The sequence below is a fragment of the Streptomyces prunicolor NBRC 13075 genome (genome assembly GCF_000367365.1).
Classification (GTDB): Bacteria; Actinomycetota; Actinomycetes; order Streptomycetales; family Streptomycetaceae; genus Streptomyces; species Streptomyces prunicolor.
On sequence record NZ_BARF01000017.1, the window covers coordinates 1 to 20,311 of the forward strand.

Below are 20,311 nucleotides of genomic sequence, written 5' to 3' on the forward strand. Positions count from 1 at the left end.
GACCCCCTAAAGGGGCGCGGGGAACTGCGCGACCAGCCCCGACGGCGCAGCACCCAACCACCCACCGACACCGCCCCCGTACTCCCACCGGCCCGCACCTCCGAAGACACCCCCGCCCCCGATTCCCGCCGCTTCCTGGCCAAAGCCGCACTCATCACCGCCGTCCTCTCCCTCACCGGCTCCCTACTAGGCCTGGCCAGAGACCAATCCCTGGCCCGCCTCTTCGGCGCCGGCAGCGAAACAGACGCCTTCCTCGTCGCCTGGACCATCCCGGAATTCGCCGCCACCCTCCTGATCGAAGACGGCCTCGCCTTCGCCCTGATCCCGGCCTTCAGTCTGGCCCTGGCCCGCAGAGCGCAAGGCGCCCCCGGCGACCCGGTACGAGCCCTGGTGGCAACCACCCTCCCCCGCCTGACCCTGGCCTTCATCGCCGTATCAGCACTACTCATCGGCACAGCCCCCTACCTGGTCGAAGCCCTGGCCCCCGGCCTCCCCAACCCCGCCCTGGCAATCAGCTGCACCCGCATCACCGCAACCTGCGTCCTCAGCTTCGGCCTGGCCGGCTACTGCAGCGCGGCCCTCCGGGCCCACCGCCGCTTCGTAGCCCCGGCGGCGATCTACGTGGCGTACAACATCGGCATCATCGCCGGGATGTACGCCTTCGGCGCCCACTGGGGCGTCCGCTCGGCGGCCCTCGGCGTGGCCGGCGGCGGCGTCCTGATGGTGCTGACCCAACTCCCCGCCCTGTGGCGCCAGTTGACGAGCCACAAGCCCACCGCCCCGGACGCGGACACCGGCCCCGCCGAACCCCGCCCGATGAACCTCGCCCTGATGGCCACCGTGCTGCTCTTCGCCCTGTGCCGCCAGTCCCAGGTCCTGATCGAACGCTTCCTCGCCTCGCACCTCCCCGCCGGTGCCATCTCGCATCTGAACTACGCGCAGAAGGTCGCCCAGATGCCGATGATGCTCTCGATGATGCTGTGCACGGTCACCTTCCCGGTGGTCGCGCGGGCGCTCGCCGAGGGCGACACGGAGAAGGCCCGCAACCGCGTGGAGCGCGACCTCGCACTCGCCGCCTGCCTCGTGCTGCTCGGCGCCGCCACGGTGATCGCCTGCGCCCCGCAGATCATCCAACTCCTCTTCCAGCGAGGCGCGTTCACCGCCCACGACACCACCGCCACCGCCGACATCATGCGCGTGTACGCCCTCGGGCTGCTCGGTCAGACCCTGGTAGGCGTCCTGGTCCGCTCCTACTTCTCGGCGGGCCGCCCCACCTGGTACCCGGTCGGCGCGATGGCCGCCGGCATCGTGGTGACCTCCTGGATCGGCGCCTGCGCGGTCGGCCCCTGGGGCGTGATCGGCATCGCCGTCGCCAACGCCACCGGCATCACCTTCACCGCCGTACTCCTGCTCTGCGGTTCGGGCCCCCGCAGCGTCCCGATCCGCACCCGGCAGGTCCTGATCGAGCTGAGCCGGCCGGTTCGCGCGGCCGTGGTCGCCACGATCGCGGGCGCGTTCGTCGCCCACGCGCTGCCCTCGCCACTGCTCGGTCTCACGGCCGGCTGCACGACCGTCACCGTCGTCTTCGTCCTGCTCGGCTGGGCCCTGGGCGCCCAGGGCTTCGCACCCGCACTGGAATCCGTCCGCTCCGTCACACGAAGGCTCATCCATGGCCGCTCCCGTTGATTCCCCGACCACCGGCAGTCGCGTCACGGGCCCGGTCCCGTGGGTGGCGATGTACCACTCCGTGGGCGACTGCTCCGACGACCCCTACCGCATCACGGTCACCCCCGACCGCCTTGAGCAGCAGCTGAGTTGGCTGCGCAGGCGCGGTCTGCGAGGCGTGTCCATGGCCGACCTGCTCGCCGCCCGCGCCCGGGGCGAGGGCCGCGGCCTGGTCGGTCTCACCTTCGACGACGGGTACGCCGACTTCGTCACCAACGCCCTTCCCCTGCTGGCCCGTTGGGACTGCGGCGCCACCCTCTTCGTCCTCCCCGGCCGCCTCGGCGGCGACAACGCCTGGGACCCACTGGGCCCGCGCAAACCCCTCCTCACCGCGGACGGCATCCGCCAAGCGGCCGCCGAGGGCGTGGAGATCGGCTCCCACAGCCTGACCCACGTCGACCTGACCAAGGCGGACGACGCCACCCTGAAGGCCGAGGTCACCGAAAGCCGCACCAGGCTCCAGGAGTTGCTCAACTCCCCGGTCCACGGCTTCTGTTACCCCTACGGCACGATCGACGCCCGCGCCATGGACGCCGTACGCGAGGCCGGTTACACCTACGCCTGCGCCATCGACCCCGGCGACCTCAACGGCCCGCACGCGCTCCCCCGCGTGCACATCGGCCAGAACGACACCGCCGTACGCCTCTTCCTCAAGTACCGGCTGCACCGCCTGCGCCGGCGTCCGGTGGAGGGGCTCGCATGAGGGCCCTGCACATCATCACCGGCCTCGGCGTCGGCGGCGCGGAGCAGCAACTCCGTTTGCTGATCCGGCACTTGCCGGTCGACTGCGACGTCGTGACGCTCACCAACCCGGGCGCGGTCGCCGACGGCCTGACCGCCGACGGGGTCCGCGTCCTCCACCTCGGCATGACCGGCAACCGCGACCTCGCCGCCCTCCCCCGCCTGGTCAGAATCATCCGCACCGGCCGCTACGACCTCGTCCACACCCACCTCTACCGCGCCTGCGTCTACGGCCGGCTCGCCGCCCGGATCGCGGGGGTGAAGGCGGTCGTCGCCACCGAACACTCCCTGGGCGACTCGCAGATGGAGGGCCGCGGCCTCAGCGCCGGGGTCCGCGCCCTGTACCTCGCCAGCGAGCGCCTGGGCCGCTCCACTGTCGCCGTGTCCCCCACGGTCGCCGAACGCCTGGAGCGCTGGGGTGTGCCCGGCCCGCGTATCGAAGTGGTCCCCAACGGCATCGACCTGGACCGCTTCCGCTTCGACCCGGCGCAACGCCTGCGCACTCGCCAGCGGCTCGGCCTGCCCGAGGGCGCGTACGTCGTCGGCGGCATCGGCCGCCTCGCCGCCGGCAAACGCTTCGACGTCCTGATCCGCGCCCTGGCCCAACTCCCGGACGACTACTGGCTGTTGCTGGTCGGCGGCGGCACCGAGGAGAACCTCCTGCGCCGTACGGCCCACGACTGCGGGGTCGCCGACCGGGTGCTGTTCACCGGCGAACGCCCCTACGTACCCGACGGCTCGCCGGGCCCCGACCTGCCCTCCCTCACCGCCGCCATGGACCTGCTCGCCTCGCCGTCCCCCGAGGAGGCCTTCGGCCTGGCGGTCGTGGAGGGTCTGGCGGCCGGGCTGCCCGTGCTCTACGCCTCCTGCCCCGCCATCGAGGACCTCCCGCCGCAGGCCGCGGCCGCCGCCCGGCGTGTGCAGGGCGGCCCCGAGGTCTTCGCCCGCGCGCTGGCGGCGGCCCGCGCGCGGGGCCCGCGTCCACGCACCGCCCCGGACGCCGCCCACCACTACTGCATCACCCGCAGCGCCGCCCAACTCATGGACGTGTACGCGGCCGCGGTCTCCACCTCGTCGCCGTCCCCCGCACCCCAGGGAGCCAGTTCCTCATGACCGAGATCCGACAGCACCTCCCCCTCAGCCGCGCGAAAGCCCTCCCGGCCTGGTCCCTCCTCGCGGCCGGCGCCGTGACCGGCGGCCTGCTCGGCGGCGCGTACGGCGTCGTCAAGAGCCCGACGTACACGGCCACCAGCTACGTCATCGCCGTCCCCACCGACAAGGCCGACTCCGCGACCGCCCTCGGTTTCGCGCAGGCCTACGGCCGGGTCGCCACGCAGCTCGCGGTGCTCGGGGACGCGCAGGTGTGGGCGGGCGTGCCGGTGAAGACGCTCCAGTCGAGCGTGCAGACGGCGACCTCGCCGGACGCGCCGATGGTCGCCGTCACGGCCACCTCCTCGCGCGCCGACCTCGCCGCCGACATGGCCAACGCCGTGTCCCGCTCGCTGACCGTGCACGCGAACGACGCGAAGGCCTCGACCCACGTCGAACTCCAGACCTTCGCCCGCGCCATCAAGCCGACCGCGCCCACCTCGGCCTCGGCCGCGGTGACCGGCCTGGTCGGCGCGAGCGCGGGCGGTCTCCTCGGCGGCCTGCTGCTGCTCGTCCGCCCCCGCCGTACGACCGACGAGACCGGCCGTCCCGCCTCCGTGCCCAGCCCGGCCACCGCGGCCGACGTGCTGTGACACCGGTGTACTCGACCGAACTCGTCACCGACGCCCAGGAGTTCGCCGAACTGGCCCCGGCCTGGGGCCGGTTGTACCAGAAGTGCGGCGCGGCGACCCCGTTCCAGTCGCACGCCTGGCTGCACTCCTGGTGGCTGTCGTACGGCCGAACGGGCCGCCTGCGCCTGCTCGTTGTCCGCGACGGCCGCGAACTCGTCGCCGCCGCACCCCTGATGCTCGTCCGCAGCCCGGTTCCCGCACTGGTCCCGCTCGGCGGCGCGATCTCCGACTACGGGGACGTCCTGCTGGACGACGAGCACGGCGACCCGGCCGTCACCGCGCTCACCGAGGGCCTCGCGTCCGCCGCCCGCACCGCGCTGATCGACTTCCGCGAGGTACGCCCCGGCGGCGCGGTCGAGCGCGTCTACGACCGCTGGCGCGGCCCGCGCCGCCGCGTGCACGACTCGCTGTGCCTGGAGCTGCCCGCCGTACCGATGGCCGACCTGGTCGCCCGGCTCCCGTCCTCCAAGGCCCAACGCGTCCGCGCCAAGCTCCGCAAGCTGACCGCGCTCGGCGTCGAGCGTCACGTCGTACATCCGGACGGGGTGGACTCGGCGCTACGGCGGCTGCTGGAGCTGCACGAACTCCAGTGGCAGGGGCGGAAGGTGACGTCCGAGCATCTCCAGACCCGGTTCTGCGAGCACCTGGTGCGCTCGGTCGGGCCGATGGTGCGCTCCGGCGACGCCGTCGTCACCGAGTTCCGGCTCGACGAGGACGTGGTCGCCGTAGATCTGACGTTGTTGTCGCGGCGGCTCGCGGGGGGTTATCTCTACGGCGCGCATCCGCGGCTGCGGGAGCGGAAGGCGGATGTGGCGGTGATGCTGCTCGACGCGTGCGCCGAGCACACGGGGGCGGGTGAGCCCCGCACGCTGAGCCTGTTGCGCGGGGACGAGCCGTACAAGCATCACTGGCGGCCCGAACCGGTCGTCAACCAGCGGCTGTTGCTGGCCCGGCGGCGCACGGCGCCGCTGATGGCGACGGTCGTCTGCGATGTCGCCGCGCGCCGGCGGGGCAAGGCGATCGTGCGGAAGTGGAAGGAACGCGGTGGCGACGGACCGTGAGCGGCCCGCCGCCACCTCTGGTTCAGCGGTCGCGCTGCCACCAGTCGAACTTCACGCACAGCTTCCCGCCGAGCCAGTACTCCACCCAGTCGCCCAGCTCGACCGGCGAGCAGTTGGCCGGGTGCGTCGGGGTGGGCGGTGTGGTGGGTGTGGTCGGTGTCGTGGGCGTGGGCGGCTTGGTCGGCTCCGGAGTAACCGGAGTAGGTGTCGGGGTCGGGGTCGGGTCCTCGGTGCGGCCGAACAGGACCGAGCGGTAGACCTGGGACGACTTCGGGTTCTCGGAGCACTGCCACACACCGTGCGGGCAGTAGTCGGTGACCGTGTTGTACAGCGGCTTGTGCTCGTCCATCCAGGCGAGCATGCGCTTCATGTACTCCGCGTTGTCGCCGTTTCGGAAGAGTCCCCATTCAGGATAGGAAATGGGCTTGCCGTGGGATTTGGCGAAGTCCACATGTGCCTGAAGTCCGTAGGGCTCCTTCACCTGTTCGTCGAACGTCAGCCCGGACGGCTGGTCGTACGAATCCATTCCGACGATGTCGACCGTGTCGTCCCCCGGATAACACTGCGTCCAGGGAACGGCGTCCCGGCCGCGGGTCGGATCGAAGTCGAACCGGAATTTCTGGCCCGGCACCGAGCGCATCGTGGTGACGATCCTGTTCCAGTACTTCTTCCAGGCCTCCGGGTCCGGCCCGCAACGAGAGGTGTACGTGGTGCCGTTCATCTCCCAGCCGAGCACGATCACGGTGTCCGGCACCTTCAGGTCGACCAGCCGCTCGGCGAGGGCCTTGAAGTGCTGATCGAACTGACCGGCCGCGCCCTGCTGGAGCAGCTGCCGCACCTGCCAGTCGGAGACACCGTCCTCGTTGTGCTCCTGCATCGGCACGTTGAGGACGAGCATCCGGTCGGACTTCTCCGTCCGCCAGTCCGCCCACACGTCGAGGAGACCGGGGGCGCCCTCGATGTCGCTCCAGTGGTTGCCGGGCAGGTAGGTGTGCCCGACGCGCAGTTCGGCACCGCCCAGCCAGCTGCTGAGCGCCGCCATGCGGGCCACACCGCGAGCCCCGGAATCGAGGAAGGCACCGAAGGCGGGGGCCTGCTTCGGCTCGGGGGTCTTGGTGGCCTCGGGTGCCTTCGCGGGTTCTACGACGGCCGGGGTCGTGGGTGCGGTGGCCGCGGTCGGGGTGGTCACGGGAGCAGGCGGATCGGTGACCCGCGTCACCCCCGCCGCGAACCCGGGACCCGACGCGAAAGCCGCCGACGCGGCGACCGCGGCTGCGATGAAGGCGAGTCGTCCGGTCCGGGACCGTCGCTGCTGTGGGGCCATGCCTGCTCCTCTCTCCACTCTCGTACTCCGTTCCGACTTTGCTTTTCCTTCTACTGACACTCAGTCATATGAATATGAATTACGCCACCGCCGTTACGGCTTCCGAGTTCCTCCATCGCCCGCACGGGTGAATCGAACCGAAGGAAACAGTCCGTGTCGCTGCTCGACATCCGTGTCCCCGCAGTTCTGTTGCGGATCGACCGGAATCCCTTTCACCACGGAACGCTGGGTGCCGTGCGTTCGCTGGGCCGGACGGGAGTGGAGGTGCATGTGGTCGCCGATTCCACCGGAAGTCCCGTACGCAGCTCCCGCTTTGTCTGCCAGATGCATCCCCCGCCGCCGCCCGGCGCGACGCCCACCGAGATCGTCGGCACGCTCCGCCGGGTGGCCGCGCGGATCGCGCGTCCGGCCGTACTGATCCCGATGGACGACGCGAGCGCCGTCGCGGTCGGCCGGCTGAGTGACGAACTCGCGCCCTCCTACCTGCTCCCGCAGCAGCCCGGCGCACTGCCCGAACGGGTCGCGGACAAGGCGGAACTGGCCGCGGTGTGCGCGGGCGCGGACATCCCGCACCCGGTGACGCTGATCCCGGAGAGCCCGGCGCAGGCGGCGAGCGCCGCTTGGCAACTGGGGCTGCCGGTGGTCGCGAAGTGGAGCCGGCCCTGGCTGGTACCGGCCGGGACCGGACTGCGCAGCACGGTGGTGGTGCACAGCGGGCAGGAGGCGCGCGAGTTGTTCCTGCGCGCCGAGGAGGCGGGCAGCCGACTGCTGTTGCAGGCGTTCCTGCCGTCCGGGCCGGACCGCGACTGGTTCTTCCACGGGTACGCCGACCGTTCCGGCGCCGTGCGCGGCGGTGGCCCCGGCCGTAAGCAGCGGGCCTGGCCGCGTGGCGCGGGGCTGACGGCGGTGGGCCGCTGGACGCCCAACCCGCAGGTGCAGGCGCTCGCCGAGCGTCTCACCGCCTCGCTCGGCTACCGGGGCATCTTCGACCTGGACTTCCGCCGCTGCGGCACGACCGGCGACTATCACCTCCTCGACTTCAACCCGCGGCCCGGCGCCCAGTTCCGGCTCTTCGCGGACTCCGCGGGCCTGGACGTCGTCCGCGCCCTGCACCTGGATCTGACCCACCGTCCGCTGCCGGACGGGTCGCCGCGGCCGGGGCGGTCGTTCGTGGTGGAGAACTACGCGCCGCTCAGCGCGCTGCGGCCGATGCTCGGCGGACGCGAGCTGGCCTGGCACGCGCCGGACGACCCGGGGCCGGGCCGCGCGATGTGGGGGCTGTGGGGACGGCATGTGCTGCGCAAGCTGCGGGAGCGGCTGGGCGGACCGGCCCCGGCGGCGCGTCCGGCGGAGGCGCGGGTGGTCCGGCAGGCAGGCGAGAGCCACCCCAACACGCCCGTCGAACCAGCCGAGTTGACCAAGGTGACCGAGTTGACCGATGACGAGAAAGCGAGCAGCTGCTGATGTACGACCTGCTGGTGGTGGGCGCGGGCCCGTACGGCCTGTCCATCGCGTCCCACGCCGCGGCCGCCGGGCTGAACCTGCGGGTCTTCGGCCGGCCGATGGCGTCCTGGCGCGACCACATGCCCCGGGGCATGTTCCTCAAGTCGGAGCCCTGGGCCTCCAACTTGTCGGATCCGGAGGGCCGTTGGCCGCTCGACGGGTACTGCGCGACCCAGGGCGTGGAGGCCCGGCACGGGGAGCCGATCCCGGTCGAGATGTTCGCCTCGTACGGCCTGTGGTTCGCGCGCAACGCCGTCCCCGAGGTGGACGAGCGGACGGTGGAGCGGATCGCGCCGGTGCCGGGCGGCTTCGAGGCGGTGACCGACGACGGCAGGGTGCTGCACGCCCGGACCGTCGCGCTCGCGGTCGGTGTCATGCCGTTCGTCGAAATCCCGTCCGCGCTACGGGGGTTGGGGCGGTCCCTCGTCTCGCACAGCAGTCACCACAGCTCGCTGGACGACTTCCGCGGCAAGGACGTCACGGTGATCGGCGGCGGCCAGGCGGCGCTGGAGACGGCGGCACTGCTCGCCGAACAGGACACACGGGTACGGGTGTTGGCGCGGGCGGACGAGCTGTCCTGGAACGACGTGCCGCCGGCCTGGGAGCGCCCGTGGTGGCAGTCGGCCCGCTCCCCGCACAGCGGCCTGGGCCCCGGCTGGCGCAACTGGTTCTACTCCGAGCGCCCCGGCCTCTTCCGTCGGCTGCCGGAGTCGACCCGGGCCGGGATCGCGGCGAACGCCCTTGGTCCGGCCGGTGCTTGGTGGGTGCGGGACCGGGTCGAACCGGTGGTGGAGGTGCTGCTCGGCCATGAGGTCGCGGCGGCCGACGTGGTGCCGGGCGGGGTCCGTCTGGAGACGGTGAGCCGGGCGGGCGGGACACGCTCCCTGGACACCGAACACGTCATCGCGGCAACGGGGTTCAAGGCGACGACCAACCGACTCGGGCTGCTCTCCAGCGAGTTGAGGGGCTCCCTGGCCACGGTGGGCGACGGTTCCCCCGAGGTCGGCCGGGACTTCGAGTCCTCGCACCCCGGCCTCTTCATGGCGGGCCTGGTGACGGCCTCGGGCTTCGGCCCGGCGATGCGCTTCGTGCACGGCGCCACGTACACGGCGGGCGCGCTGGTGCGGGGAGTCGAACGCCGACTGCGCTCGGAGCCGCGCGGCGGGATGATCCCGGCGCCTGGACGACGGGGCACGCCGGCTTTCGTACGACGCTGACGGCGCGGGCGGCGCGGGTGTGCCGGGCGGTGACGTCCGGCACCCCGTGCGTACTACCTACGGGAAGCGGCTCGGCCTCGCCGGTAGAGGATCATGCCACCCGCGATCAGCGCGGCACTGGCACCGGAAGTGGCCAGCATGGCCTCACTGCCGGTGTGCGCCAGAACGGGCGGCGGGGTGTGATTCCCACCGGTGGGCGGAGGCGTGTGGTGCCCGCCCGTGGGGGGCGGCGGGGTGTGGTTGCCGCCGGTGGGAGGCGGCGGGGTGTGGTGCCCACCCGTAGGAGGGGGCGGGGTGTGGTGCCCACCCGTAGGAGGCGGTGGGGTGTGGTGTCCGCCCGTGGGGGGCGGCGGAGTGTGGTGCCCGCCGGTGGGAGGCGGCGGGGTGTGATGCCCACCCGTCGGGGGAGGCGGCGTGTGGTGGTGGCCGCCGGGCGGAGGCGCCGGCGTCTCCTCACAGTCCTCCGGAGTGCCGTGGCCCGAGTCACCGGAGCCGTAGCCCGAGTGATCGCCGGAGCCGTAACCCGAGTCGTCTCCGTAGCCATGACCGTGACCGTAGTTGTGGCCGTACTCGTGCCCGTGGCCATAACCGGAGCCGTAGCCGTAGTCATCGCCCGAGTCGTCGTCGGAGTCGCCGTACGACGGCTCGGTCCACCGGTGGTGGCCGCTATGCTCACTGCCGTGCCGGTGTTCCTCCTTGCCGCCGGCGCAGGAGTTGCCGAACGTCGGGTTGAGCCCGGACACTCCATCGGCGGTGTTGCCGCATGCGTTGACCGGTACGTCGACCGGAACCTCAAGGCTGTTGCCGGACAGGACGCCCGGCGAATCCTTGGCAGCGCCGCCGGTGTACGAATCGGCCAGGGCGGGGCTGCCGCACAGGGACAGAATGCTCGTCGCGGCGGCCGCCGCGACCATTCCCTTACCCAGGGTCTGTCGCAATCTCGTTGTCTTCCTGCTTGAAGAAGTGGGAAAAAAAGCCGGCCTTGGAACGAAACGTGTCCAAGGCCGGCCGTGACACAGCCGGAACGGCTGGTGTGTTACGTCGTCAGTCGTTGACGCACGTGTTGCCGAACGCCGGGTTCAGCAGGGCGATCACGTTGACCGTGTTGCCGCACACGTTGACGGGGATGTGCACGGGAACCTGGACCACGTTGCCCGAGAGGACACCCGGCGAACCGACAGCGGCGCCCTCGGCACCGGCGTCGGCGAAGGCCGGGGCGGCCATACCGAGAGCCATGATCGCACCGGCGACAACAGCAGCGCTCTTCTTCATGAACGTTCCCTTCTCTGCGGTCATGCCCACCATGACCTGCAGCCTGTAAAACGAGGGATAGACGCAGGAAGAAACTCAAGAACGCGTGTCACCTGACAATTCACTCGATCGTCGGCACCGAATTGACGCGATGGCCGCACGGATGCAGAAACGCTTCTCTTCAAGGGGAGCCAGGAAGAAGGCGGCAATACGAAACGGCCGGGGCGGCCCGTACGGATTTTCCGTACGGGCCGCCCCGGCCGCTTTATTGACGGACGATCAGCTGCCGATGGCGCCGTTGCCCGACAGGACCGGGATGTTGTCCGCGATGTGCGACAGCGGCTCGTCACCCTTGGCCTGGGTGGAGTTCTCGGCGCACTGCTGGTTCTGCGGGGCCGAGAGGACCGGCACGTCCTGGAGGACGGTGACCGGCACCAGTACGCCCACGATCGAGGCCGCGTTGACCTTGGCGGGCAGGCCGACACAGAGCTTGTTCAGGTCGCCCTGGGCGAGCCCGAGCTGGGGGCTCATGTCGCCGGCCGTCTTGGCGTTGCCATAGGCCTGCTCGGCACCGTTCCCGTTGACCGTGGTGACGCCGTTGTCGTTGCCGATGGCCAGCGCCTGCGGGGCGGCCGTCGCCGAGACGCCGACGACGGAAGCCGCGACAGCCGTCGCAGCCATTGCCTTCTTGAGCATTTCTGCGGTCCTTTCCTGGCAGAGACACAATTCCTGCTCCCCCATCAACAGAGGTCGGCCGGATTGGTTGCGTGGCTTCACCCGGTTGGATTCATCTGGGCCATTGGAGTGAATCGGAGCAACCATGCGGCCCGGTGCCAGTTGTTCAGGTCGCTCCGGTGGACGGGGTTACTCCAGAAGGGACCACGCAAGTGATCAAGAAGGTTATGGCTGCTGCGGCTGTCGCCGCTTCCGTCGTCGGAGCCTCGGCTGCCGTCGCCGCCCCGGCGATGGCGATCGGTAACGACAACGGCGTCACCACGGCGAACGGCAACGGCGCCGAGCAGGTCTACGGCAACCAGGCCACGTACGGCAACATGAGCCCCCAGATGGCGCTCATCCAGGGCTCGCTGAACAAGCCCTGCATCGGCCTGCCGGCCAAGGCGAACCTGGCCTCGCTGGTCGGCCTCGTGCCGGTCACCGTCGCGCAGGACGTGCCGATCCTCTCCGCGCCGCAGAACCAGCAGTGCACCGAGAACTCGACCCAGGCGAAGGGCGACGAGCCGCTGTCGCACATCCTGGACAACATCCCGGTCCTGTCGGGCAACGGCGCCGCGGGCAGCTGACCTCGCGGACGTGCACAGCGGGCCGCCGATCTCTCGGCGGCCCGCCTGCTTGCCTCGCCGGGACGCGCGGAAGGCGGCCGAGGAGTTCGGGAAGCTGCGCGCGGCCCGTCCGCTGGTCCCCCGCGGACAGCAGCCCCTGCCGAGCGACCCGCCGCGGATCTCCCGGCGCGCCCCGGGCGAGGAAGCCAACTTGCTTACACGCGAGCCGACTTATTGCTCCATACGGGGCAAAGGCCGCAACCGAACCAGTCATCACTCAGTTGATCATCGTGCGGCTCCGCAACGGGAGTCCGTCCTCCGAAAGGGTTTGAACATGAAGAAGCTGTGGGCGACCGCGGCTGTTGCCGCCTCCCTCGCCGGTGCCACGGCCGCGATCGCCACCCCGGCGATGGCGATCGGCAACGACGACGGCGTCACCACCACTCAGGGCAACGGCGCCGTGCAGAAGTACGGCAACCAGGAGACCAAGGGCGACATGAGCCCCCAGCTCTCCCTCGTCCAGGGCACCCTGAACAAGCCCTGTGTCGGCCTGCCGGTCAAGGCGAACCTCGCCTCGATCGTCGGCGTCGTGCCGGTCACCGTTCTGCAGGACGTGCCGATCCTCTCGGCCCCGCAGAACCAGCAGTGCACCGAGAACTCGACCCAGGCGAAGGGCGACGAGCCGCTGTCGCACATCCTGGACAACATCCCGGTCCTGTCGGGCAACGGCGCCGTGGGCAGCTGACCTCAGCACCACGCATCACAAGAGCGGGCCGCCGAGCACTTCGGCGGCCCGCTCTTCGTGTTAGGGCCGTTTCGACTTCGCGTACAGGGCCTCGATGTCCTCCGCGTACGCCGCCGTCACCACATGCCGTTTGAGTTTCAGGGACGGGGTGAGGAGGCCGTTGTCCTCGGTGAACTCGCCCTCGATCAGGGCGAAGGCGCGGATGGACTCGGCGCGCGAGACGGCCTCGTTGGCGTGGTCGACGGCTTTCTGGACGTCGGCGCGCAGGCGAGGGTCCTCGACGAGGTCGGCGAGCGGGGTGTCGGCCGGGAGTTTGCGGACCGCGAGCCAGTGGGCGAGGGCCTCGGGGTCGAGGGTGATCAGGGCGGCGACGAAGTGACGGTTGTCGCCGACGACCAGGCACTGGCCGACCGGGGCGCGGCTGCGCAGGCGGTCCTCCAGGACGGCCGGGGAGACGTTCTTGCCGCCGTTGGTGACGAGGATGTCCTTCTTGCGGCCGGTGATGGTGAGATAGCCGTCCTCGTCGAGGGCGCCGAGGTCACCGGTCGCGAACCAGTCGTCCCGCAGTACGGCGTCGGTGGCCGCCGGGTTGTTCCAGTACGCGCCGAAGACCACCCCGCCCTTGATGAGCACCTCGCCGTCGTCGGCGATGCGGATCGTGGTGCCGGGTACCGGGAGGCCGACTGTGCCGGGGCGGGGCCGCAGGGGCGGGACGACGGTGGCGGCGGCTGTGGTCTCGGTGAGGCCGTAGCCCTCGTAGACGATGATTCCGGCGGCGGAGAAGAAGAGGTTGAGGTCGCGGTCGAGCGGGGAGCCGCCGCTGATCGCGTAGCGCAGGCGGCCGCCGAGTTCCTTGCGGATACGGCGGTAGACCAGCAGGTCGTAGAGGGCCCAGGCGGCGTAGAGGGCGGGGCCGGGGCCCTTGCCGGTGCCGAGGAACTTGTTCAGGTAGGCCTCGCCGAAGCGGATCGCGATGCGGTCGGCTCGGTCGAAGGAGGCGGCGCGGCCCATCTTCTCGGCGGTCGCGCGGCCGGCGTCGTGGATCTTCTCGAAGAGGTACGGCACGCCGACCAGGAACGTGGGCCTGAACTCCTTCAGCGCCGGGCGGAGTTCGTCAGGTTTGATGCTCGGGCAGTGGCCGATCTCGATGCGGGCCATCAGGCAGGCGATCTGGAGGGTGCGGCCCATGATGTGCGCGAGCGGGAGGAACAGCAGCGTCGAGGCGACCTGGCCGGTGACCTCCGTGAAGAGGGGGTGCAGCAGCTCGAGCATGTTGGCCGCCTCGGCGTGCAGGTTGGCGTGGGTGAGGACGCAGCCCTTGGGGCGGCCGGTGGTGCCGGAGGTGTAGCAGATCGTCGCGATCGTGTCGGGGGTCAGGGAGGCGCGGCGCTTGGTGATCTCGTCGTCGGGCAACTCCTCACCCAGGCCGGTGAGTTCGGCCATGGCTCCGGCGTCCAGCTGCCAGACGCGCGGCGGTTGGGGGTGGCGGGCCGTGCCGGTGGTGACCGTGTCGGTGTTCTCGGCGGTCTCCGTGACGACGAAGCGGGCGCCCGAGTCCCGGACGATCCACTCCACTTGGTCCGCCGACGAGGTGGCGTAGATCGGTACCGTCTGGCCGCCTGCCGCCCAGATCGCGAAGTCGAGGACCGTCCACTCGTAGCGGGTGCGGGACATGACCGCGACCCGGCCGCCCGGTTCGAGGCCTGCGGCCGTCAACCCCTTTGCTACGGCGGTCACTTCACGGGCGAAGGCTGCCGCGGTGACGGGGTGCCAGGTGCCGGCCTGTTCGCGGCGGAGGACCACGGTGTCGGGGGCCTCCGCCGCGTTGGTGAACGGCAGGTCGGCGGTGCTGCCGGTCGTCGGGCGCGGGGCGAGCGGCAGAGTGCTCGCCTCTCGTACGACGCCCCGCTCGTCCCGGGTGAGTTCAACCCGGGTGCGGGCCGCGAGGTCGGTGCGTTGCCGCGCCCGCTTCAGGTCCTTGCGTACGCCCATGACGGCTGCTCCCGGTCGACGGTGAGACGGTGGCTGGGGCGTCAACTTACTCGCAAGTAGGGGAAGGTCAATGGGGTCTGTGCGGTACCAGTGGGTTCAGTCGATTCGGCGGGCCTCGTCGATCGCCTCTGCGAGTTGTCGTACGTCCGTGTCTTCCGTTTTCTTCGCCAACGTGTGGGCGCGGGCGGCGAGTTGGCCGAGGCCGGGGTTGCCGGGCAGGGTGCCCTCGTCGTCCTCGGGTGAGCGGAGGGTGTCGGCGAAGTAGGCGGCCACGGCGGTGACTTGGAAGCGGGGGGACGCGCTGCTCAGGGAGTCGTGCAGGGCGTCGGTCTCCAGTTGGCCCGAATCCTCGTGCGGGGCGCGGGTGTTGGGGTCGAGCCAGCGGACGCTTGCCGTGGCGAGGTGGCCGTCGGCACCGGGCCTGGTGCGGACGGCGTAGAGGGCGGTGACGGTGTGGCCGGGACCGATCTCGCCGCCGTCGACGGTGTCGTCGCGGAAGTCGTCGTCGGCGACCTTGCGGTCCTCGTAGCCGATGAGGCGGAACTGCGCGACCGTCTCGGGGTCGAAGGCGACCTGGGCCTTGGCGTCGCGGGCGGTGAGGTCGATGTTCTGCGGGAGTTGGTCGACGAAGACCTTGCGGGCATCGGTGTCGTTCGAGACGTACGCGGTGTGGCCGTCGCCCTTGTCGGCGAGTTTCTCCATCAGGGCGTCGCCGTAGTCGCTGCCGACTCCGACGCCGAAGAGGGTGATGCCGTGGTCGCGGCGTTCGTCCGCGATGCGGTCGAGGATCGAATCGGCGTTGGTGTCACCGGTGTTGGCGAGGCCGTCGGAGATGAGGACGACCCTGTTGGTGGCGCCCTTGCGCAGGCCTTCGCCTGCGGTGGCGTAGCCGGTCTCGACGCCCGCGCCGAGGTTGGTCGAGGACTGGGTCTCCAACTCGTCGATGGCGTCGTGGACTTGGCCGCGGTGGCCGTCGAGGCGGGTCATCGGGAGGACGGTCTCGGCCTTGTCGCTGAAGGTGACGAGCGCGACCGAGTCGTCGTCGCGGAGTCGGTCGATCATCTCGTCGAGGGACTTCTTGGCGAGGTCCAGGCGGCCCGTCTCGGCCATGGAACCGGAGACGTCGATCACGAACGTCAGGGCGGCGGGCGGGCGTTCGTCGGTGTCGTCGGCGGTGCGGGTGGCGAGGCCTACGCGGACGAGGGACCAGTTGGAGCTGTCGGTGCGGGCGCCGTCGACGGTGACCGTGAAGCCGTTGCCGTCGGGGCGGTCGTAGTCCTGGCGGAAGCTGTTGACGAACTCCTCGGGGCGGATCGTGGACGGGTCGGGGCGTTCGCCGTCGGCGAGGACGCGGCGGGCGTAGCCGTAGGAGGCGGTGTCGACGTCCAGGGCGAAGGTGGAGAGGTAGTCGGGGGACGGGGCGATCTTGTCGGCGGGGGTGCTTGTCTGTTCGCCGTCCTGGTCCGCGTCCGAGCTCTGGCCGTTGTTCTGTTCGCCGCCCGAGGGGACCGCCGGGGCCGGGAAACCGGTGCGGTTCGACGCGTCCGAGTCGCTGGAGTTGCTGCCGCCGCCGCCCGCGCCGCAGCCCGTGAGCAGTAGGCCGCCCGCGGCGGTCAGGGCGAGCAGGGTGGTGCACAGTCGCCGGGTGCGGTGGTGTGACCGCTCCCCCGGCAGCCTGCTCGGTCGTGTTCGGTTGGTCTCCATCTCCCGTGCCCCCTCGGTCCGTTGACGTCGACTTCTTGCGACTGTGACGGTGGAGGGGGCGGGAATGTGCGCTACGGGGAGTTGCGGAAGCGTCTCGAAGGGGTCGCGATCATGGCCCGTCGAGACCGGTGGGAGATCCTCCGGTGACCTAGGACACGATGTCCTTGCGGGCGAAACCCCGGAAGGCCAGGGCGAACAGGACGATGGCGTAGGTAACGGAGACCGCCGTGCCCTGGATCATGCCGGACCACTCGGGGTGGGGTTGTACGGCGTCCGCCCACGCGAACTGCCAGTGTGCGGGCAGGAAGTCGCGCCAGTGGCCGAGGGCCGTGACGGCGTCCAGGACGTTGCCGACGATGGTCAGGCCGACCGCGCCGCCGACCGCGCCGAGGGGTGCGTCGGTCTTCGTCGAGAGCCAGAACGCGAGCCCGGCGGTGACCAGTTGGGACACGAAGATGAACGCCACGACGACCAACAGGCGTTGGGCCGCCGTGCCCGCGCCGATCGCGCCGCCGGTGGGCAGCTCCAGCGGGCCCCAGCCGTAGGCGGCCGTGCCGACGGCGAGGGCGACGAGCGGGAGCAGGATCATCGCGGCGAGGCTGAGGCTCAACCCGACCACCAGCTTGGACCACAGGAGGCGGGCCCTCGGCACGGGTGCCGCGAGCAGATAGCGCAGGGAGGACCAGCTGGCCTCCGAGGCGACCGTGTCCCCGCAGAACAGGGCGACCGGGACGACCAGCAGGAAGCCGGCCGACACGAACAGGTTCACCGCGGCGAAGTTGGCGCCGGACGAGGTGGCCGTGTCCATCAGGGTCACCTGGGAGCCGCGCTCGCCCGGGGTGCCGCCGATCGCGAAGGCTGCGACCAGGATGAAGGGCAGCGCGGCGAGGATGCCGCCCATGATCAGCGTGCGGCGCCGCTTCAACTGCCGGACCAGCTCGACCCGTAGGGGCAGGGTGCGGCCGGCCCGGTAGCCGGAGGCCACCTCGACGGGCTCGGCGAGCGTGCTCATGCGGAACCTCCGATCAGGGTAAGGAAGGCGTCTTCGAGCCGGCGGTGCGGGCCGACCGAGGAGACGGGGACTTCCAGGCGGACGAGTTCTACGAGGAGTCGGGCGGCGGTGCCTGGGCCTTGGGTGGGAGGTGGGGACGTCGTGCCCTCGGTGGCGGTGCCGGCCGGGGTGACTGCACCACCCGGGGTGACTGCGGCAGCCGTGGCGGCGGCCGTACTCGCCCCGTTCGTCGGGGAGTTGGCGGACACGAGCTCATCACCCGGTGCCGGTGCGTCACCTGGCGCCGGTTCGTCACCCGGCGCCAGCCGCACCAGCAAGCCGCCCTCCGCGCGGACCACCGACTCCACGTCCGTGAGCGCCGCGATCTTCTCCACCAGCGGGTCGGAGATGTCCGCGGCAAGGCCGACCAGGAGGGTGTCCCCGGAGCCGATGATCTCGGCGACCGGGCCCGCCTGGACGAGACGGCCGCGGTCCATGACCACCAGGTGGGTGCAGGACTGTTCGACCTCGGCGAGGAGGTGGCTGGAGACGATGACCGTGCGGCCCGCCTCCGCGTAGCGGATCATCACCTCGCGCATCTCTCGGATCTGGGGCGGGTCGAGGCCGTTGGTCGGTTCGTCGAGGATGAGGAGGTCGGGGAGGCCGAGCATGGCCTGGGCGATGGCGAGGCGCTGGCGCATGCCCTGGGAGTAGGTGCGGACCGCGCGGGCGAGTGCGTCGCCGAGGCCCGCGATCTCCAGGGCCTCCTCCAAGTGGGCGTCCTCCGGCGGGCGTCCCGTGGCCTGCCAGTACAGCTCCAGGTTCTCGCGCCCGGAGAGGTGCGGGAGGAAGCCCGCGCCCTCGACGAAGGCGCCGACCCGGGACAGCACCGGGGCGCCCGGGCGGATCGCGTGGCCGAAGACTCTGATCTCACCGGCGTCCGGTTTGATCAGGCCCATCAGCATGCGCAGGGTGGTCGTCTTGCCCGCGCCGTTCGGGCCCAGGAGGCCGAGCACCTGACCCTTCTCGACGCGGAAGGACAGGTCCCGTACCGCGTACCGGTCCGCGGACTTCGCGTACCGCTTGCTCAAGTCGGTGATCTGGAGCGGGACTTCGGACAGTTCGGGGGCGGGGGGTGCCGTGGCGGTGCGTCGGCGGCCGGTCAGGAGCAGGGCCAGGGCGATCGCCGCGCCTGCCAGCGGGAGCCACCACACCCAGGACGGGAGCGTCGCCGCCGCAGTCGTGACGCCGGGGGCCGTCGGTACCTTGAGGTCGCTCTTCAGGGTGACGGTGTACGTCGCCGGGACCGCCGGGGAGGCGTAACCGAGGTCCGTCGAGGCGAGGACCAGGCGCAGGTGGTGGCCGCTCTGGACGTCGTAGTCGATGGCCGGGAGGGTGATCGTGACGTCCTTGCCGGACTTGGTGCCGTCGATCCTGAGGGGGGTCACCAGCTGGGAGGGGAGCACCTGTTGGGTGCCGCCGGGGCCCACGTCGTAGACCTTGCCGAAGAGGACGGTGTCGTCGCTCGTCGACTTGACGTGGACGGTGACCGTGGGCGAACCGGTGATGCGGAGGCCCTTGGTGACGGGGGCCGAGTTGAATGCTGCGTACTGGCCCGGGAAGTCGAGGGAGACCCCGATGCCCAGGGAGGACAGTTGCGAGAGGCCGCCGGTGCTGCCGAGGCCGGGGAGGGCCGAGATGGCGGGTGGGCTGGCGCCGGCCGGGTTGGTGAAGGACTGCTCGGGGCGACCGGTCAGGGCGATCGTGCGCGGGTCGCTCTCCAGGCCGGGGTACGCGCTGCCGCTCGCGCCGCGCAACTGGGCCGCGCCGTCCGTGGAGTCGACGCCTCCGGTGCGGGTGACGCGGAACGCGGGGCCGGTGTCGGTGTTCTTGTCGTCCTTCAGGTACCGGTCGAACCAGGACGTCACGCGTGCCTGGACGCGGCTCGTCTCCATGTCGCCGCCGTCGTGGCCTCCGGCGATCCAGTCGACGTCGACCGGGGCGCCGTTCGCGCGGATCGCCTTCTCCGCCGCGTCGGCCTGGCCGAGCGGGAAGAGGGAGTCTGTCTGGCCCTGGATCAGGAGGGTCGGGACGTTGATCTGCTTGGCCACGGCTGACGGGGAGCGGGCTTCGAGGAGGGCGCGGGCCTGGGCGTCCGGCTTTCCGGACTCGGCGACCCTGTTGTACATCTGGCACAGCGCGGGCTCGAACTTGGCGCAGCCGCCACCGGAGTTGATGAAGATTCCGGCCCAGAGCTTCTTGAAGACGCCGTTCGGGAAGAAGGCGTCCGCGAGGTTCCAGTACGTGATCGCCGGGGCGATCGCGTCCACCCGGTCGTCGTAGCCGGCGGCCAGGAGGGAGATCGCGCCGCCGTAGGAACCGCCTGCCATGCCCACGCGCGGGTCGCCCGGCTTGTCGAGCTGGACGTCCGGTTGTTTCGCCAGCCAGTCGATCAGCTTCGATACGTCCTTGACCTCGCCGGACGGGTCGTTCAGGCCGATCTTGCCGGTCGACTTGCCGAAGCCGCGTGCCGACCAGGTCAGTACCGCGTAGCCGTCCTGGGCCAGGTCCTCGGCTTCTTTTCGTACGTCTTCCTTGTTGCCGCCGAAGCCGTGGGCAAGGAGGACTGCGGGGCGGCGGGTTGATCCGCCCGTGGTGAAGTACGAGGTGTCCAGGGTGACGCCGTCGATCGCCATCTTCCGGTCTGTCTGGTGGACCGGGGGTGTGTTGTCCGAGGCTGCGGCCGTCCAGGTGCCGGCGGCGGCGAGCACGACGACGGCTGCGGTGGCTGCTAGCCGGCGCCGGGGGTGTCGTAGTCGTCGTAGGCCTTGCAGCCCGGGCAGTCGAAGATCCATGCGTTCAACGGTACGGGGCGTCTCTGACAGTTGGGGCAGACCCTGGGGTGAACCGGGGGTGAGGTGTGTACCGCGCTTGGTGTACGGCCTCTAGCTCGGGAGGTGCTGTTGCGTTGCCGGGTGCGGGTGCGTTGTGGCTGA

At 71.0% G+C, this 20,311-nt stretch carries 17 protein-coding genes; 9 read left to right on the forward strand and 8 right to left on the reverse strand.

Annotated features, from left to right (window positions below):
* The first annotated feature begins 24 nt into the window (after positions 1-24).
* The 5 genes from murJ to SPR02S_RS08350 are packed head-to-tail and all read left to right on the forward strand — an operon-like array spanning position 25 to position 5,308.
* A complete protein-coding gene (gene murJ / locus SPR02S_RS08330) occupies positions 25-1,686 on the forward strand; it encodes a murein biosynthesis integral membrane protein MurJ (protein WP_026150342.1) in 1,662 nt (553 codons plus the stop codon).
* The gene (locus SPR02S_RS08335; protein WP_019056488.1) at positions 1,670-2,428 is read left to right on the forward strand and encodes a polysaccharide deacetylase family protein; all 759 of its coding nucleotides are present in this window, start codon (positions 1,670-1,672) and stop codon (positions 2,426-2,428) included. Before murJ ends, SPR02S_RS08335 begins: the two co-directional genes overlap by 17 nt.
* Complete coding sequence (locus tag SPR02S_RS08340; protein WP_019056489.1) at positions 2,425-3,579, forward strand: glycosyltransferase; 1,155 nt, start codon at positions 2,425-2,427, stop codon at positions 3,577-3,579. The genes SPR02S_RS08335 and SPR02S_RS08340 overlap by 4 nt, the downstream gene beginning before the upstream one ends.
* Positions 3,576-4,208: a YveK family protein gene (locus tag SPR02S_RS08345; protein ID WP_019056490.1), complete on the forward strand. Its 633-nt coding sequence runs from the start codon at positions 3,576-3,578 to the stop codon at positions 4,206-4,208. The genes SPR02S_RS08340 and SPR02S_RS08345 overlap by 4 nt, the downstream gene beginning before the upstream one ends.
* A 5-nt stretch (positions 4,209-4,213) precedes the next feature.
* Positions 4,214-5,308 (forward strand): GNAT family N-acetyltransferase, encoded by a 1,095-nt coding sequence (locus SPR02S_RS08350; protein WP_043258171.1) that lies wholly within the window; start codon positions 4,214-4,216, stop codon positions 5,306-5,308.
* A 22-nt stretch (positions 5,309-5,330) separates the two neighbouring features.
* Here SPR02S_RS08350 and SPR02S_RS08355 read toward each other — a convergent pair whose 3' ends face one another.
* Positions 5,331-6,632, reverse strand: coding sequence for a glycoside hydrolase family 26 protein (locus tag SPR02S_RS08355; protein WP_019056492.1), 1,302 nt, complete (start codon positions 6,630-6,632; stop codon positions 5,331-5,333).
* A 153-nt stretch (positions 6,633-6,785) separates the two neighbouring features.
* Between SPR02S_RS08355 and SPR02S_RS08360 the strand changes: the two genes are divergently transcribed.
* Positions 6,786-8,096 (forward strand): carboxylate--amine ligase, encoded by a 1,311-nt coding sequence (locus tag SPR02S_RS08360; RefSeq protein WP_019056493.1) that lies wholly within the window; start codon positions 6,786-6,788, stop codon positions 8,094-8,096.
* Entirely contained in the window at positions 8,096-9,352 is a 1,257-nt protein-coding gene (locus SPR02S_RS08365; protein WP_019056494.1) for an NAD(P)-binding domain-containing protein, read from the forward strand. Before SPR02S_RS08360 ends, SPR02S_RS08365 begins: the two co-directional genes overlap by 1 nt.
* Before the next feature lie 53 nt (positions 9,353-9,405).
* Here SPR02S_RS08365 and SPR02S_RS08370 read toward each other — a convergent pair whose 3' ends face one another.
* The 3 genes from SPR02S_RS08370 to SPR02S_RS08380 all read right to left on the reverse strand — a co-directional run bounded on the left by SPR02S_RS08370 (position 9,406) and on the right by SPR02S_RS08380 (position 11,299).
* Positions 9,406-10,266, reverse strand: a complete 861-nt coding sequence (locus tag SPR02S_RS08370; protein WP_019056495.1) for a chaplin family protein — start codon at positions 10,264-10,266, stop codon at positions 9,406-9,408.
* Positions 10,267-10,396: 130 nt separating this feature from the next.
* A complete protein-coding gene (gene chpD / locus SPR02S_RS08375) occupies positions 10,397-10,624 on the reverse strand; it encodes a chaplin ChpD (RefSeq protein ID WP_026150343.1) in 228 nt (75 codons plus the stop codon).
* Positions 10,625-10,882: 258 nt separating this feature from the next.
* A complete protein-coding gene (locus tag SPR02S_RS08380; protein WP_019056497.1) occupies positions 10,883-11,299 on the reverse strand; it encodes a rodlin in 417 nt (138 codons plus the stop codon).
* A 191-nt stretch (positions 11,300-11,490) separates the two neighbouring features.
* On the opposite strand from SPR02S_RS08380, the gene SPR02S_RS08385 reads away from it, so the two are divergent.
* Together SPR02S_RS08385 and SPR02S_RS08390 are read left to right on the forward strand one after the other, a co-directional pair.
* Positions 11,491-11,904 carry a rodlin gene (locus tag SPR02S_RS08385; protein WP_019056498.1) on the forward strand — a complete coding sequence of 138 codons (414 nt, stop codon included), beginning with the start codon at positions 11,491-11,493 and terminating at the stop codon, positions 11,902-11,904.
* Between the two features lie 313 nt (positions 11,905-12,217).
* On the forward strand, positions 12,218-12,628 hold the full coding sequence (locus tag SPR02S_RS08390) for a rodlin (RefSeq protein ID WP_019056499.1): 411 nt from the start codon (positions 12,218-12,220) through the stop codon (positions 12,626-12,628).
* Positions 12,629-12,688: 60 nt separating this feature from the next.
* Here the strand turns inward: SPR02S_RS08390 and SPR02S_RS08395 are convergent, their stop codons facing one another.
* The 4 genes from SPR02S_RS08395 to SPR02S_RS08410 form a co-directional block, all read right to left on the reverse strand.
* Positions 12,689-14,620 carry an AMP-dependent synthetase/ligase gene (locus SPR02S_RS08395; RefSeq protein WP_019056500.1) on the reverse strand — a complete coding sequence of 644 codons (1,932 nt, stop codon included), beginning with the start codon at positions 14,618-14,620 and terminating at the stop codon, positions 12,689-12,691.
* Between the two features lie 96 nt (positions 14,621-14,716).
* Positions 14,717-16,324, reverse strand: coding sequence for a vWA domain-containing protein (locus SPR02S_RS08400; protein WP_019056501.1), 1,608 nt, complete (start codon positions 16,322-16,324; stop codon positions 14,717-14,719).
* Positions 16,325-16,472: 148 nt separating this feature from the next.
* The gene (locus SPR02S_RS08405; RefSeq protein WP_019056502.1) at positions 16,473-17,336 is read right to left on the reverse strand and encodes an ABC transporter permease; all 864 of its coding nucleotides are present in this window, start codon (positions 17,334-17,336) and stop codon (positions 16,473-16,475) included.
* Positions 17,333-20,170 carry an alpha/beta fold hydrolase gene (locus SPR02S_RS08410; RefSeq protein WP_026150344.1) on the reverse strand — a complete coding sequence of 946 codons (2,838 nt, stop codon included), beginning with the start codon at positions 20,168-20,170 and terminating at the stop codon, positions 17,333-17,335. Before SPR02S_RS08410 ends, SPR02S_RS08405 begins: the two co-directional genes overlap by 4 nt.
* Positions 20,171-20,311: the final 141 nt, after the last annotated feature.